Origin of the sequence: Streptomyces sp. AV19 (assembly GCF_015999245.1) — a bacterium.
Classification (GTDB): domain Bacteria; phylum Actinomycetota; class Actinomycetes; order Streptomycetales; family Streptomycetaceae; genus Streptomyces.
Map to the genome: position 1 here is coordinate 23,502 of NZ_JAEAMR010000020.1, position 15,282 is coordinate 38,783.

The 15,282-nt window shown below is 74.2% G+C and carries 16 protein-coding genes; 11 read left to right on the top strand and 5 right to left on the bottom strand.

Features of this window, described 5'->3' with window-relative positions; translation table 11 throughout:
* Window positions 1–176 precede the first annotated feature (176 nt).
* Both I5Q34_RS27035 and I5Q34_RS27040 read right to left on the bottom strand, forming a co-directional pair.
* A complete protein-coding gene (locus I5Q34_RS27035; RefSeq protein ID WP_199895057.1) occupies window positions 177–596 on the bottom strand; it encodes a gamma-glutamylcyclotransferase family protein in 420 nt (139 codons plus the stop codon).
* A 24-nt stretch (window positions 597–620) separates the two neighbouring features.
* Complete coding sequence (locus tag I5Q34_RS27040) at window positions 621–1,892, bottom strand: streptophobe family protein (protein WP_199895058.1); 1,272 nt, start codon at window positions 1,890–1,892, stop codon at window positions 621–623.
* 291 nt (window positions 1,893–2,183) lie between these two features.
* Between I5Q34_RS27040 and I5Q34_RS27045 the strand changes: the two genes are divergently transcribed.
* From I5Q34_RS27045 to I5Q34_RS27075, 8 genes are all read left to right on the top strand, one after another.
* Window positions 2,184–2,765 carry a DUF998 domain-containing protein gene (locus I5Q34_RS27045; protein WP_267912039.1) on the top strand — a complete coding sequence of 194 codons (582 nt, stop codon included), beginning with the start codon at window positions 2,184–2,186 and terminating at the stop codon, window positions 2,763–2,765.
* Window positions 2,766–2,896: 131 nt separating this feature from the next.
* Entirely contained in the window at window positions 2,897–3,457 is a 561-nt protein-coding gene (locus I5Q34_RS27050; protein WP_199895059.1) for a CGNR zinc finger domain-containing protein, read from the top strand.
* Between the two features lie 65 nt (window positions 3,458–3,522).
* A complete protein-coding gene (locus I5Q34_RS27055; protein WP_199895060.1) occupies window positions 3,523–4,476 on the top strand; it encodes a PrsW family intramembrane metalloprotease in 954 nt (317 codons plus the stop codon).
* Between the two features lie 179 nt (window positions 4,477–4,655).
* Window positions 4,656–5,909, top strand: a complete 1,254-nt coding sequence (locus tag I5Q34_RS27060; protein WP_199895061.1) for an amidohydrolase — start codon at window positions 4,656–4,658, stop codon at window positions 5,907–5,909.
* Window positions 5,910–5,991: 82 nt separating this feature from the next.
* Window positions 5,992–6,894: a histidine kinase gene (locus I5Q34_RS35890; protein WP_307811742.1), complete on the top strand. Its 903-nt coding sequence runs from the start codon at window positions 5,992–5,994 to the stop codon at window positions 6,892–6,894.
* A gap of 71 nt (window positions 6,895–6,965) precedes the next feature.
* Window positions 6,966–7,646 (top strand): hypothetical protein, encoded by a 681-nt coding sequence (locus I5Q34_RS35895; RefSeq protein WP_307811743.1) that lies wholly within the window; start codon window positions 6,966–6,968, stop codon window positions 7,644–7,646.
* A gap of 50 nt (window positions 7,647–7,696) precedes the next feature.
* The gene (locus I5Q34_RS27070; RefSeq protein ID WP_199895062.1) at window positions 7,697–8,350 is read left to right on the top strand and encodes a response regulator transcription factor; all 654 of its coding nucleotides are present in this window, start codon (window positions 7,697–7,699) and stop codon (window positions 8,348–8,350) included.
* 90 nt (window positions 8,351–8,440) lie between these two features.
* Window positions 8,441–8,749, top strand: coding sequence for a hypothetical protein (locus tag I5Q34_RS27075; RefSeq protein WP_199895063.1), 309 nt, complete (start codon window positions 8,441–8,443; stop codon window positions 8,747–8,749).
* Window positions 8,750–8,779: 30 nt separating this feature from the next.
* Here the strand turns inward: I5Q34_RS27075 and I5Q34_RS27080 are convergent, their stop codons facing one another.
* A complete protein-coding gene (locus I5Q34_RS27080; RefSeq protein WP_199895064.1) occupies window positions 8,780–9,916 on the bottom strand; it encodes a permease in 1,137 nt (378 codons plus the stop codon).
* A 124-nt stretch (window positions 9,917–10,040) separates the two neighbouring features.
* Between I5Q34_RS27080 and I5Q34_RS27085 the strand changes: the two genes are divergently transcribed.
* Window positions 10,041–11,234 carry a serine hydrolase gene (locus tag I5Q34_RS27085; RefSeq protein WP_199895065.1) on the top strand — a complete coding sequence of 398 codons (1,194 nt, stop codon included), beginning with the start codon at window positions 10,041–10,043 and terminating at the stop codon, window positions 11,232–11,234.
* A gap of 28 nt (window positions 11,235–11,262) precedes the next feature.
* Here I5Q34_RS27085 and I5Q34_RS27090 read toward each other — a convergent pair whose 3' ends face one another.
* Complete coding sequence (locus tag I5Q34_RS27090) at window positions 11,263–11,949, bottom strand: hypothetical protein (RefSeq protein WP_199895066.1); 687 nt, start codon at window positions 11,947–11,949, stop codon at window positions 11,263–11,265.
* A gap of 136 nt (window positions 11,950–12,085) precedes the next feature.
* A complete protein-coding gene (locus I5Q34_RS27095; protein ID WP_199895067.1) occupies window positions 12,086–12,667 on the bottom strand; it encodes a TIGR03086 family metal-binding protein in 582 nt (193 codons plus the stop codon).
* A 132-nt stretch (window positions 12,668–12,799) separates the two neighbouring features.
* On the opposite strand from I5Q34_RS27095, the gene I5Q34_RS27100 reads away from it, so the two are divergent.
* Window positions 12,800–13,669, top strand: coding sequence for a universal stress protein (locus I5Q34_RS27100; protein WP_199895068.1), 870 nt, complete (start codon window positions 12,800–12,802; stop codon window positions 13,667–13,669).
* A 275-nt stretch (window positions 13,670–13,944) separates the two neighbouring features.
* Window positions 13,945–15,123: an Ig-like domain-containing protein gene (locus tag I5Q34_RS27105; protein ID WP_277965733.1), complete on the top strand. Its 1,179-nt coding sequence runs from the start codon at window positions 13,945–13,947 to the stop codon at window positions 15,121–15,123.
* Window positions 15,124–15,282: the final 159 nt, after the last annotated feature.

The following is a 15,282-nucleotide window of genomic DNA, read 5'->3' on the forward strand; positions in this document are numbered from 1 at the left end:
AGTTCACCTGGAGTTAACACAGGTGATCGACTTGTTTACACAAGATCGACAATGGGTGAACAGTGCGCGACTTCCTGTCCACTTGACCACGATGACGGGTCAATCGGCTTCGAAGTTGCCCGAGTTGGGCTCGGCTCACGATGTGAGACGGATGGTGACGCGGTGCGCGTCCCCGATCACTCGCGCCACACGCCGCCCGGCACGAGCGTGCCCGTGGCGCGCAGTTGGCGCGCCACGCGGCCGGAGGCGAGGTACACCCAGGCGCGGGCGGTGCCGCCCGCGACGAGCGCCACCTCCCGCTCGACCCGGTCGAAGAGGTTGCCCGGACCGCCGGGCACACAGCCCTCCAGCTCGTCCAGGGCGGCGAGCAGGGCGCCGTAACGGTCGGGGACGAGCGTGATCAGGACGCCGCGGACCTCACCGCCCGGCGCCGCCACCGCGTGCGGGAAGCCCGGCCCCTCGTACAGCACCGCCCCGGCCAGCCGGGCCGGCACCTCGGCCACCGTCCCGCCGCGCAGGAACCAGGCGTAGTTGCGCAGGCCCGGCATAAGCGTGCCGTAGACGAAGACCGGCAGCCGTCGCGGATCGTCCGCCATGTCCCGCTCCCCTCCCCGGCCCGGTCACCGCGGGCCCGTCCGGACGATCCTGCCCCCGCGGACGCCGCCCGCCACCACGCCGCCCAGCAGACCGGCCACCAGCCCCCACAGGGCACCCAGCCCGGACAGCCGCGGCAGCAGCGCGTGCAGGCGCACCTCGTGCCCGAAGGCGTCCAGGTCGCCGATGCCCAGCAGCGACAGGCCGTAACGGGCCGAGAGGCCGGTGGCGGCCCCGGCCGCCCACAGGCCCGCCGCCAGGGCCACCGCGAGCCGGACGCCCTGCCACCACAGCGGGGCGGGAAAGGCACGGGCCGTCAGGAAACCCGCCGCGGCCAGGGCGAGCACCGCGACGGCCACCAGCACCCAGGCCCGGCCGTCGTGCCGGGACAGCGAGGCGAGGTCCACCGTCGCACCCCCGCCGCCCTCCCGCAGCACCGCGGCGAGCGCCCCCGGCATCGGCAGCCCGATGCCACCGCCGGGCACACTGCCCTCCCACGCCCCGCCGAGACCCACGCCCAGCGCGAGCCACGCCAGATTGGGCAGCCCCAGCAGCAGCACGGCCATCGTGCGAACCGCGTGCCCCCGCGTGCACAGCACGGCCACCCCGACGACCAGCCCGAGGAGCACGTACACCAGCAGCAGAGCGGCCACCGCGCGCACCGCGGGGCCGGCCGCGTCCCGGAGCCGGAGCAGCGGCGCCGGCAGCGGCGTGCGGCGCGAGACGCAGACGGCCACGGCGCACACCGCGAGCAGCCACACCAGCCCCCAGCCCAGCGTCGCCCCCACGTCCGCGCGGAACCCCACCGTCGGCCGCGCGCCCAGCGCCGCCCCGAGCTCGTCCAGGAGCGAGTCGCCCAGACTGACCCGGAAGGTGTGCCGCGCCGCCCACGTGACCGGCAGCAGCGCGAGCAGCCACAGCACCGCGGCGCGGGCCGCGCGGGCCGGCAGGTCCGCCGGGCCGGACGGCGGGCCGTGCCGCGGCGGCCGCAGCAGCGCCGCGCCCGCGGCGAGCGCCCCGGCCAGCGTCACCGACAGCGGAACGGCCTCCAGGGTCGCCCCCGTACGGCCGAAGACGCCCGCGCCGCCGGTCAGTTCCACCGTCCCGCCCACGGCCGCCGCCACCGTGGCCGCGAGCACCGCCGGGAAGGCGCCCGACGGCAGGCCGGCCGCGCCCGCCGCCCACAGCCCCAGCGCGCCGACCGCGCCCATGGCGGCCAGCGCCGCCACGACCACCGCCAGGGCCTCGGCCCAGGCGCGCGCCGACGGCCGGGGGAGGGAGCCGGCGGGACGGTTCACGGGATCTCGCGCCTCCAGTGGGAGGAAGGGGCGGCTCCAACGTACGCCGCCGGGGCGGCGGTCACCCGCCCGCCGGGGCAGCCGGGGGACGGGCGGCCGCCCGCTTGCGGAGGGCGCGGGTCCGGTACACACAATGGCCTCCGGGGTGGGACGTCCGAGGCGACACCGCAGTCGCCCGACCACAGGAGGGACGCCCTGTCGTCCGAACCGCCGTCCGCCGTCCTCGAGCGGACCGCCGCCCTCCCCGCCGGCGGCACGGGTGGCGTACGGCGCCGGTGGGCGCCGCTGCTGCTGGCGACGGCCGCCGTCGTCTACAACGACTGGCTGCCGGCGCTCGTCCTGCCGACGGGACTCGACCCGCGCCACTCCTACGTCAGCGAGCTCTACGCCGCGGACCAGCGCTTCCGGCTGCCGTTCGCCGCGCTCGAACTCGCCGCGGCGGGGCTGGTGGTGGCCGCGGCGCTGCCGCCGGGGTGCCGCCGCGGCGCGGAGCGCGGGAAGCGGGCGGGATGGTGGTGCCTGGTCGCGTTCGGGGTGTGCTCCGTGGCCGACGTGGTCGTGCCGATGCGGTGCGCCCCCTCGGCGGAGCCGGGGTGCGAGGCCGTCAATCCCTGGCACACGGCGACGAGCGCGCTGGTGCACGCGGCACTGTTCGCGTCGATGACCCTGCTCGCGTCGGGGACGGGCCGGTCCGCGCTCCGGTGGGTGCCGGTGGCGGCGCTGGTGACCGCCGTCTGCACGGTGGGCCCGCTGTTCGGACACCCGGGCTGGCACGGGGTGGTGCAGCGGACGCATCTGGTGCTGGTGGGGGTGTGGCTCGTGCTGGTGGGGCGGGGGGAGGGGCGCGGATCCGGCCCGTCCGGGAGGGATTGAGGACAACCTCGCGGAACGGCGCCGGGGGCCCGGCGACCGCCCGGGGCCCGGGCCGTAGAGTGCTGCCCCGCCGGCTCCGGGGACGTGCGGCGGCCCCGGTGCGGCGACCACCGGGAAGGACGGAGCCGACGATGAGGTTCACCCGCTATACCGACCCCTCGGTCACCCTCGCCGAGGAACTGGTCAACACCTACGACACCGTGCGCGGGGCGGAGCGGCTGACCGATGTCGCTACGCTGTGCGCCCTGTTCGTCCGGCACGGCATACGCCTGAACACCGTCCCGACCGGGGCCGACCTCGCCGCCGCGCGCCGGCTCAGACCCGTCCTGCGCGAGGTGTTCGCCGCACCCCGCGCGCACACCGCCGTCGCCCTGCTCAACCAGGTCCTCGCCGACCACCGCGCCGTACCGCACTACACCGACCACGACGGCTCCTGGCACCTGCACGTCGCGCCGCCGGACGCCGGGCCGCTGGACCAGTACGCCGCCAACGCGGCCATGGCGCTGCTCGGCGTGATCACCACCAGCGGCGCGGAACGGCTGCACGTGTGCGCCGGGAGCCGCTGCGCGGAGGTGTTCGTGGACACCTCGCGCAACCAGTCCCGGCGCTACTGTTCCCCGCTCCTGTGCGGCAACCGCGCGCACGCGGCGGCCCACCGGGCGCGGCGCCGGAGCACGGCCGCCGGGGCCTGACCGGGGCTCACCCGGACGGCGCGCAGCGAGGGCGGGCACCCGGCGCGCGGGGTCTGATGGAGGGCATGTCATCGCCCCACCCGCATCAGCCGCCCCACTGGGGGCCCCGGACGCCCCCTCCGGCACCGCCGCCACCACCCCCGCCCACCCCCTCCAGGTCCCACCTGTGGCTGCGGTGCCTGCTCGGCGGCCTGGCACTGTGGGTCCTGGCCGTCATCGTCACCTTCACCACCCAGAACACCAATCTGCTGCCCACCCTCATCCTGCTCGGCAGCTTCCTCACCCCGGGCTGCTTCGCGCTGTGGGCCGCCGAGCGGTACGGGCGGGAGCTCGGGGCGGGCCTGCTGATCGGCTGCTTCGTGGTGGGCGGGGTGCTCGGCGTGCTCGGCGCGTCCGTCCTGGAGTACTACCTGCTCCACCCCTCCGTCTGGCTCTTCCTCGGCGTGGGCCTCATCGAGGAGGCCGTCAAGGGGGCGGCCCTGATCCTGCTGGTGCGGCGGCGCCGGGAGATCCGCGGGGTGCGCGCGGGGATGGTGCTGGGCGCGGCCGTCGGCTTCGGCTTCGCCGCCTTCGAGAGCTCCGGCTACGCGTTCAACGCGCTGTTCACCGTGCGGGGCACCATCTCGCTGCGCGGCCTGATCGAGACGGAGATCCTGCGCGGGCTGCTGGCCCCGTTCGGACACGGGCTGTGGACCGCGATCCTGGGCGGCGCGCTGTTCGGCTGCCGCCGCGACGGGCACTTCCACCTCACCGGCCGGGTGTGGGCCACGTACCTGGGCGTGTCCGTCCTGCACGCGCTGTGGGACTCGGTGAACGGCATCGCCGTCTGGCTGGTGTACCAGCTGACGGCGACCGGCGCGGAGCGCACCCTCTTCGAGTACGGCTACCTGCCGCGCCCCACGGCCGAACAGAAGCACCTCTACACGCTCTTCTCCGACGGCGGCCTGCTGGTCGTCGCCCTGCTCGGCATCGGCTGGCTGCTGGCGACGGCCCGCGCGGCCCGCAGGCCGGGGCCGTAGCCGCCCGTCCTCCATCCGGAGCAGCCCGCGCGAGCGCGTCCCCCGCCCCCGGACCCCGCGCCGGGCCGTGCCCGGAGCCCCGCGCGCCGCGCCGCGCCCGTCCCCGAGCGGTGGCGGACTCCCTTCTGCCGGGCGAGGGTTGACCGCGGGGAGCAGATCCGGAGCGAGAGGGTGCGGTCATGGCGGACGCGATCACACAGGTGCTGGCCGGGCTCGACGAGGCCCGGCGCAGGGAGCTCGCGGCGCTCTACCGCGACCTGCACGCCCACCCCGAGCTGTCGTTCGCCGAGCACCGGACCGCCGCCGAGGTCGCCCGCAAGGTGCGCTCCTACGGCTACGACGTCACCGAGAGCGTGGGCCGGACCGGCGTCGTGGCCGTCCTCAAGCGCGGCGCCGGCCCCACGGTGCTGCTGCGGGCCGACTTCGACGCCGTACCCGTGCCGGAGCGCACCGGGCTGCCGCACGCGTCGGCGGTCGACGGGGTGATGCACGCCTGCGGCCACGACATGCACACCACCTGCCTGGTGGGGGCGCTGCGGCTGCTGGCGGAGGGGCGCGAGCACTGGTCCGGGACCGTCGTCGCCGTCTTCCAGCCCGCGCAGGAGACCGGCGAGGGCGCGAAGGCGATGGTCGAGGACGGGCTCTTCAAGCGGTTCGGCCGGCCCAAGGCCGTGCTCGGGCAGCGGATGGCGGCCCTGCCCGCCGGGACGGTCGGCTGCCACCCGGGTCCGGCGTTCGCGGCGGCCGACTCCCTGCGCGTGCGGCTGACCGGGCGGGGCGGGCACGCCTCCGTGCCGGAGGCCACCGTGGACCCGGTGGTCATGGCCGCGGCCGCGGTGCTCAGGCTCCAGACGGTCGTCTCGCGGGAGGTGGCCGGCCGCGACACCGCGATCGTCACCGTCGGCTCGCTGCGCGCCGGCGCCGACGACGGCCTCATCCCGGACGAGGCCGAACTGCGGCTGGACGTGCGCACCTACGACCGCCGGGTGCGCAAGCGCGTCCTCGCGGCGATCGAGCGGATCCTGCGGGCCGAGGCCGGCGCGTCCGGTGCCGACAGGCCCCCGGAGATCACCCCCCTCGACTCCTGCCCGGTCCTGGTCAACGACCCGGACGCGGCGGACCGCACCATGACCGCCGTCGGCTCCGTCCTCGGCCTGGACAACGTGACCGACCCGGGGCCGCTGCCCGCCGGCGACGACCTGGGGATCCTCGGCACCGCCGCCAGGGCCCCCGTCTGCCACTGGCTCCTGGGCGGCTGCGACCCCGAGGCGTACGCCCGGGCGGAGAAGGCCGGCACCACGGCCCGCGACGTCCCCGCCCCGCACACCCCGTACTTCGCGCCGGTCGTCGAGCCCACCCTGTCCACCGGGGTGACCGCCCTGGTCGCGGGCGCCCTGGCGTGGCTGGGCGGTCACCCGCGCGGCCGCCGCTGACCGGGGCGTACGACTTTCGTGGAACGGCCCCGAGACCTTCGGCGAACGCCGGGACCCGGCGGGTCTGCCTAGGCTGCACGTCATGGGTGTGACGCGTGGGGCTCGTGATCTTTGGGCGCGGTGGACCGATCCGGCTCAGTGGTCACGCCGGCGGGTGGTGGGCGAGAGCGCGCTGGCCGCCGGTCTCGCCCTGCTCACCGGCGCCGCCGAGTTCCTGACGGGCCAGGGCCTGCTCAGGACGCTGCTGGCCGGTCTCGCCGTCGCGGTGCTGTCCCTGGTGCGGCGCACGGTGCCCGCGACCGTGCTGATCGCCGCGGGGGCGCTGGACGCGGCGACGAACGGCGGGTTCCTGCTGATCGTCGCCGCCTGGTCCGCGGGCCGCCGGATCAAGGGCGTGCTGCGGGCGCTGACGGCCTACTCCGCGTCCTTCGTCGCGTTCGAGGCCATCGTCCTGCGCGACAACAGGTCGGCGGTGTGGATCGCCTTCTCCGTCCTCCTCTTCCTGGTGATGGCCGTGGTCCCCGGCATCACCGGCCGCTACTGGAGCCAGCGGCGGGCCCTGCTGCAGACGCTCCGGGAGCGCAACGCCCAGCTGCTGCGTGAGCGCCAGATGATCGCCCGCCAGGCGCGGATGCGCGAGCGGCAGCGGATCGCCCAGGACATGCACGACAGCCTCGGCCACCAACTGGCGCTGATCGCCGTGCAGTCGGGCGCCCTGGAGGTCTCCCAAGGACTGGGCGAGCAGCAGCGCGAGGCCGTCGGGGTGCTGCGCGAGGCGTCCGTCGCGGCCATGCACGAACTGCGCGCGGTGGTCGGCGTCCTCAAGGACGGCACGGTGGAGGAGGCGCGCGCCGAGTCCGGCGTGGTGGCCGGCATCGACGGGCTCGTGGAGTCGGCGGCCGCGGCGGGGACGTCCGTACGGCTCGTCCGGTCCGGCGATCCCCGGCCGACCACGCGGCGTACCGCATCGTCCAGGAGGGGCTGACGAACGCGTTCAAGCACGCGCCCGGCGCGCGGCTCACCGTCGGCCTGTTCTACGAGGCGGACTCGCTGGTCGTGGAGGTCGTCAACGGCCCGGTGCCTCCGGGCGCCGGGGCGGCCCCGGCCGCGGTGAGCGGCGGCCAGGGGCTCACGGGCCTGCGCGAACGCGCCCGGCTGGCCGGCGGAATGGTGCACGCCGGACCGACGGAGGACGGCGGCTTCCGGCTCGCGGGGGTGCTCCCCTACGACGCGGGGCCGGAGACGACCTTGGCCGAGGCCGGCGACGACCTTCGGCAGCAGCCCCGCGCGACGGCTCCGGGCGACGGTGAGGCGGTCATCGATCCGCTCGATCCGCGTGAGGAGTTCAAGAACATCATGAGTGTCAGGAGAAGCAGGGGCTGTCTGGTCGGCTGCGGGGTGGGCCTGCTGGTCCTCGCCGGTCTCGCCGTGCTGGCCGTGCTGGGGATCGGCAAGCTCCTCGACGAGATGCAGAAGTCGTCCATGGACCCGGGCCTCTACCGGTCCATATCCGTGGGCACGTCCGAGGCCGAGGTCCGCAGGAAGCTGCCCTCCGGGGAGTCGTTCCTGACCTCCGGCGTCAGGGGCAAGGGGCCCGCCGAGCCCGCCGGCGCGCAGTGCCTGTCGCTGCTGTCCACGGACTCCCCGGAGGACATCAACAGGGACCGCGTGTACCGCTTCTGCTTCAAGGACGGGAAACTGATCGAAAAGCGCGAGTTCGTCGCCAAGAACGACTAGCCGTCGACCAGCCGCAGACGGTCAGCAGACATCAGCAATCAGGAGACCCCGTGATCCGCGTCCTCATCGCCGACGACGAGCCGCTCATCCGGGCGGGCATCAGGATGATCCTGACGTCGGCCGACGACATCGAGGTCGTGGCGGAGGCGGCGAATGGACGCGAGGCCGTCGAGCAGGCGCGGCAGCGCCGGGTGGACGTCGCGCTGCTCGACATCCAGATGCCGGTCATGGACGGGCTCACCGCGCTCGCCGAACTGGGCCGCACGGCCCCGGGGGTACGGGTCCTGATCCTCACCACCTTCGGCGAGCGCGAGAACGTGCTGCGCGCCCTGCGGCACGGCGGGGCCGGCTTCCTGCTCAAGGATTCGGCGCCCGGTGAGCTGATGGGCGCGGTCCGCGCCGCCGCCGCGGGCAACGCGTACCTGTCGCCCGCGGCGACCCGGCACGTCGCCGACTCCCTCGCCGCCGGGCCCGCCGAGGACCGGGGCGAGGAGGCGCGGGCCCGGGTGGCGGGGCTGAGCGAGCGGGAGCGCGAGGTGCTGGCCCTGCTGGGCGAGGGGCTCTCCAACGCCGACGCGGGGCGGCGGCTGCACATGAGCGAGGCCACGGTGAAGACCTACGTCAGCCGGATCCTGGCCAAGCTGGAGTGCGGGAACCGGGTCCAGGCGGCGCTGCTGGCGCGGGACGCGGGGCTGGGAGGCTGACGGGCGGGGTGCGTATCGCACGGCGGCGCGGGTCGTTGAGTGCGTGAAGGCCCTTTCGGGCCCAACGTCCCTCGTACGAGAAATGGATCAATGATGCGTCTTGTCCGTCCGGTCCTCGCCGCCCTCGCCGGGCTCGCCCTCGTCCTGACCTGCCCCCTGGAGGCGTCCGCCGCCAAGGGCCCGTTCACCTTCCAGACCGGGGGCAGGCCGTTCTTCGTCCAGGACCCGCCGGACGGCAAGTGCTTCAGCATGAGCCAGGCGGCGCGCGGCCCGCACAACGGGACGGGATCGCCGGCGACGGTCTTCAGCGGCAAGCAGTGCAAGGGGAAGGCGACCCGCATCGCCTCCGGCCAGCAGGGCCCGAAGGACCTGTCCTTCTCCAGCGTCCGCTTCGGCTGACCCGCTCCGGGCGGCCCGCCCCGGCCCGTCTCACGCGGGCGGCGGGCCGCCCATCCCGCGCAGCATCCCCGCGCCGCCGGCCGCCAGGAAACGGGCCACGAGGACGGCGGCGAGCAGCAGGAAACCGATATTGAGGAACGTTGTGTAGTCCCACGAGACGCCGGACATGGCCACGGCGGCCCCGCCCCGGCCGGGCACCAGGCCCAGACCGGCGAAGACGGACTCCACCAGCCAGCCGGCGACGGCCACCGCCGGGTAGAAGGTGGCGAGCAGGAAGAGCGCCATGCGCGTCCCGTAGTACTTCCGGTAGATGCCCAGGATCGGCAGGATCAGCAGGTCGGCGAAGACGAACGAGACGACGCCGCCGAAACTGATGCCGCCCTTCCACAGCACCACCGCCAGCGGCACGTTGCCGATCGAGCAGACGCACGACATCAGCGCCACCACGGGGCCGATCAGCGGGCCCCACACCCGGGCCGCCAGCGGATGGCCGTCGAAGAAGAAGGAGCGCCAGAAGGAGTCGGGCACCCAGGCGGCGACCGCCCCGGCGGCCAGCAGGCCCAGCACCAGGTCGCGCAGGATCGCCGCCCACTCCATCACGAAGACGTGCGCGGTGGCCGTGAAGCCCGCGGGGGACAGCAGCCGGCGGACGAACGACCCCTCGCCGCGCACGGACATGTCCATCGCCGCGTGTCCCTCCATCGCCCCCGCCAGCCCCCGGTCCGCCTGGGCGCGGGCCCGGGCCAGCAGGTCCTCGCGCAGGAACGCCCGGAACAGCAGCGCCAGGACGGTGATCATCACCGTGCCCCCGGCGTACTCGGCGACCGTGAACTGCCAGCCCATCAGCAGCCACAGGAGCACGCCGAGTTCGACGACCAGATTGGTCGAGGCCACCTCGAAGGCCATGCAGGCGGTGAAGTCGGCGCCCTTGCGGAACAGCGAACGCGCCAGCGCCACGGCCGCGTACGAGCACGACGACGAGGCCGCGCCGAGTCCGGCGGCCAGCGCGAGGGTGCGCGGACGGGCGTCGCCGAGGGTCCCGGCCACCGCGGCGGGGCGGACGACGGCCTGCACCACGGCGGAGAGCGCGAAGCCGAGCACCAGGGCCCAGGCGATCTCCCAGGCCATCGAACCGGCGACCGAGAGGGCATGCGTGATGGCGTGCATGAGGTGTCTCAAAATCTTCGGTGGGCCAGAATCTTCGGTTGGTCAAGAACCGGTCAATCTATACTGCGTGTGCTTGTGATCATTGTGACGCCACTCAACTTGTGGTGCTTTTGAGGGGATTTACATGCGGAAGCTCTCACTCCGTATACGCGGCAGGGCGCTTGGTCTCACCGCGGCGCTCGCCGTCGGCGCCGTCGCCCTGGCCGGGCCCGCCACCGCGGCGCCGGTCGCCGCGCAGGGGGCGCACCAGCGGACGCAGGAGGCCCTCGACGGGCTCGTCGCGGCCGACATGCCGGGCGTCGCGGCCCAGACCTCGTCCCCCGAGGGGCAGTGGTTCGGGTCGGCCGGCTACGCCGACACCAAGTCGAAGACCAAGCGCACCGCCAAGGACCACATCCGCGCGGGCAGCATCACCAAGACCTTCGTCACCACCGTCATCCTCCAGCTGGAGGCCGAGGGCAAGCTGCGCCTCGACGACTCCGTCGAGCGCTGGCTGCCGGGCCTGCTGAAGGGCAACGGCTACGACGGCAACAAGGTGACGCTCCGTCAGCTCCTCAACCACACCAGCGGCATCCACGACATGGTCGAGACGCCGGAGTGGAACGCGTACATGAACGGACCGGGCTTCCTCGAGCACCGCTACGAGTACCGCTCGCCCGAGCAGATCGTGGCCATGGGCCTCAAGCACCCGCCCTACTGGGCGCCGGGCACCGCGTGGCACTACTCCAACACCAACTTCGTGATCGCCGGCATGGTCATCGAGAAGGTCACCGGCAACGCCTGGGCCCGCGAGGCCGAGAAGCGGATCGTCAAGCCGCTCGGCCTGCGCGGGACGACGTTCCCCGGCACCGACCCCAAGATGCCCGCCCCGCACCCGGTCGGCTACTCCAAGCTCTACGCCGCGAACCCCGGCCCGGAGATCCACGACGCCACCGAGTACAACCCGGCCTGGTCCGGCGCCACGGGCGAGATGATCAGCACCACCGGTGACCTCAACCGCTTCTACAGCGCCCTGCTCGGCGGCAAGCTCTTCCCCAAGAAGCAGCTCGACGCCATGCTCACCACCGTCCCGGCCGAGGACGGGACCAACAACGACGTCCCGTTCGACTACGGCCTGGGCCTGATCGTCCGTTCGCTGCCCTGCGGCGTCAAGGTCTACGGCCACGACGGCATCGTCTGGGGCTCGCTGGCCAGCACGGCGGTCACGCGCGACGGCAAGCACGCGCTGACCTTCCAGATCAACGGCGACTGGCTGGCGTCCACCAAGCCCTACAACGACGTCTTCCGGGGCGAGTTCTGCCCCAAGCCGGCGGCCTGACCCCTCCCCGGACCCGGCGTGGTGAGCCCTACGCCGGGTCCGACCGGTCGCCCGCCAGCAGCAGCTGCGGCACCTGGCGGAACCGCCACCCCTTGCCCTCCCGGGTGAACACCCACACCAGGTCGAAGCGGTCGTCCGGCCACTGTCCGGGCGGCGCCGGACGCACCGTCCCCAGCCCCTCGACGATGCGGGCGATGCGGCGGTGCTCCCAGGAGACCAGCGTGGCGCCGTGCCGGCCGGCGAGCTCCCGGGCCAGGGCGGCCTCGTCGCCCTGGCCGTGGGACACGTTCACCCGCAGCCCCAGCTTCGCCGCGAGCGGGGCGACCGTCTCGGCGGGCCGCAGGCCCTTGCCGCCGTCGTGGTCGTCGGCGGCGTAGACCGCGGACGGACGCCGCAGGCCGCGGCGCGGCCGCTCCCCGTCGTCCGGGGCGAACAGCCCGGCCAGCGCGCCCGCCCGCTGCCAGCCGCGCACCAGCAGGGCGTGCTCGTTCCGCTCGCCGTCCTCCGTCACCCCGAAGGGCGGCTTCTCGCCGTCGTCCTTCTCGCGCGGCTTCTCCGCGTGACGAATGATCATCACGGTGTCCGCGCCGGGAGCCGCCGAGGCGGCCGCCGCGGAATCGGCGGCGGCCCGCGCGCCGTCGCGCCCGTCCGACCCCGCGTCGCAGGAACTCACCATCGCCACGCAGACCCCCGCGGCCACGATCGCCCGCACCACGGCGCGTCCTCGCGCCGCGCGAGGAGACGCGTGGGGAGACGGGTGAGGAGACCCGTGGGGAGATCCGTGGGGAGAAAAGCCCATTCATTCCTTATAACCGAGCCGCCCCGGCCGGGAGAAGACCCCGGGCGCCCGCTCAGACCCGCCGTCCCAGCCGGGCCAGCAGCGCCGTCCACGCGTCCGCGCCCTCCGGCACCGGCACCGGGGCGGCGAACAGGCCTGTCGGGGACATGTCGTCCCCGTACGCCCCGAACACCCGCTCCGCCGCCGCCACCAGGTCGTCCGGCACCCGCTCGGGGGCGCCGATCGCCCGCGACAGGTCCCAGGTGTGCACCACCGCGTCGGCGGTCATCTCCGCGCAGTACGCGTCCGCGCCCGTCTCGCCGTAGGACAGCGGCACGCTGCGGCCCAGCGCGCCCCGCCGGGAGAACGCCTCCGCCGCGGCCGCGGCGGCCTCGTCCCACATCCCGGCGGGGTCGTCGCCCAGCACGTCCCCGTCCAGTTCGGAGCCGACGTCGTCGGCCGTCTCGCCGTCCAACAGCCGTGGTACCCACAGCTGTTCCGCGGTCAGATGGTTCACCAGGTCGCGCACCGTCCACTGTGTGCACGGCGTCGGCCCGTCCCACTGGCGCGGGCGGATGGCGTGCACCCGCTCCCCGAACAGACCGAGCGCCTCCTGATGGCGGGCGAGCAGCGCGCCCCGGGTTTCCTTGGCCATACCCCCATGCTCCGCGCACCGCGCGGCCGCCGCGAGCGCGGGCCGCCGGGTGCGGTCGCGCCCGGTCCCGGGCGGTGCGAAGGTGGAAGTGCCGGCGGCGGCGCATTGCGCGCGGTGAGGCGGTGAGAGGCGATGGAGCTCCCCCTGGTCGTGGGGGTCGACGGATCCCCGGGCAGCCTGACGGCACTGGACTGGGCCGTGGACGAGGCGGCCCGCCACGACGTGCGGCTGCGCATCCTGTACGCCTCCCTGTGGGAGCGCTACGAGGGCCGGCTCCCGCCGGCCGAGGGTCCCTCTCCCGAGACGCTGGCCGAGGAGGCCGTCACCATCGCCGCCGCGCGCCGCGCCCAGGAGCGGGACCCCGCCCTGCGGGTGCACGCGGACACCGCGCCCGAAGAGGCCGTCAACGCCCTGGTGGAGGCCAGCCGCCACGCCTTCCTCCTGGTCACCGGCCCGTCCGGCCGGGGCGCCCTGACCGGGCTCCTCCTCGGCTCGGTCAGCCTGGCCGTCGCCGGCCGCTCCCACTGCCCCGTGGTCGTCGTCCGCGGCGACGAAGCCGCCGTCCAGGGGGAGCACGGCCGCGTCCTGCTGGGCGTCGGTGACGAGGAGGAGGCCCCGGCCGCCGTCCGCTTCGCCTTCCGCGAGGCCGCGGCGCGCGGCTGCGAGGTGCACGCCCTGCGCGCCTGGCGCCACCCCGTACGGCAGTCGGTGGACCACTATCCGCTGCCCAGCGGCGCCACCCTCGACGCTGAGGAGCGTGCCGGACGCGAGCTGGACGACGCGCTGCGCCCGGCGGTGGAGCAGCACCCGGAGGTCGTGGTACGCGCCGCCACCGTCGAGGGGCCGCCCCGCAGGGCGCTCGTCGACGCCTCGGCCGACGCCGACCTGCTCGTCGTCGGCGCCGTGCGCTGGCACCACGGCCTCGGTTTGCACCTGGGCCGGGTCAGCCATGCGGCACTGCACCACGCGCGGTGTCCCGTCGCGGTGGTCCCGGCCGCGTAAATCTCCTGTGGGGCGGGGCAATCCCTTGCGGGATGGGGCGCGTCGCCCTGGTCAGGGGCGCGTACTGGAAGCTGTGCGCCCGTCACTTCTCCACCTGGCGCTCCCGAAATGACCGGTGGAAGTGGTCGTTCCGTTAAGGAATCATCGGCTGTTCGCCATTTTGCCTGCACAAATATGGCTTTCTTCAGGAACCGCAGCCGCCTTCAGATCATCTGTTAAGGGTGGCGGGGGGATGCGTGCCCGCCATGGAGCCGCAGTTCTTGGAGGTTGTTCTCGTGCACGTCGGATCGGGCCGTCGTCCCGTCCTGTTGATGTCCGCCCTGGTGGGGTCGCTGGCGCTGTCCGCCTGCTCGGGGGGTTCCGGAGGGTCCTCCGAGGACGCCGGGGCCGCGGCGAAGGTGACCGTCAGCCCGGCGGGCGGGAGCAAGGAGGTCAAGCTCGGCTCGCCGATCTCGGTCAAGGCCGACGGCGGCAAGCTCACCTCCGTCGAGGTCAAGGACGACAAGGGGGAGAAGGTCGAGGGCAAGCTGGCCGCGGACGGCGCCTCCTGGCAGTCGGCCGGCAAGGTCAAGCCCAAGACCACGTACACGGTGAAGACCGCCGCCGAGGGCGCCAAGGGCCGCAAGTCCTCGGAGACCGCGACGTTCACCACCGAGCAGCCGGCGAAGATCAACAAGCTCACCAACATGCCGCAGAACGGGCAGACGGTGGGCACCGGCATGCCCGTCTCGATCCTCTTCGACCACAAGATCGACAAGGACAAGCGGGCCGAGGTCGAGAAGAACTTCAAGGTCACCTCCAGCACGAACGTGGAGGGCGCCTGGGGCTGGGTGACCGACTACAGCGGCAACGACCGGCTCGACTGGCGGCCCAAGACCTACTGGCCCGGCGGCACCAAGGTCTCCGTCAAGGGCTCGCTCGCCGGCGTCAACTCCGGCGAGGGCGGCTGGTTCGCCCGCGACTACGACTACTCGTTCACGATAGGCGCCGACCGCAAGGCCGTCATCGACGTCCCCGGCCACACGCTGACCATGATCGAGAACGGCAAGCCGGTCGGCAGCGTCAAGGGCTCCGCGGGCTCCCCGGAGGCCCCCACCCGCGGCGGCATCCACACCGTGCGCAGCAAGGCCGCCGACGAGACCATGGACTCGTCCACGATCGGCTACGGCAAGCAGTGGATGCTGGACTCCAAGTGGGTCACCCACATGACCGCCTCCGGCACCTTCCTGCACTCCGCGCCCTGGAACAACCAGGTCGGCGTGGTCAACAACAGCCACGGCTGCTTCGGCATGACCACCCAGGACGCCAAGACGGTCTACGACTTCCTGTCGATCGGCTCCACCGTCGAGGTCAAGGGCACCAGCAACACGGAGAAGACGGACGTCGGCAACGGGCTCGAGGTCTGGCAGGAGACCTGGGAGCAGTGGCAGAAGCGCAGCGCGCTGAAGAACTGACGCCGCGAGCGGGGTCGTTCACCGGGGCTGTTCACCGGGGCCGCCCGGGGGGGTGGGCCCCCCCCCGGCCCCCGGGGGGTTTTTTGGGGGGCCCGGCCCCCCCCGGGGGGCCCCGGGGGGCGGAGCCCCCCCCCCGCCCCCCCCCCCCCCCCCCCCCCC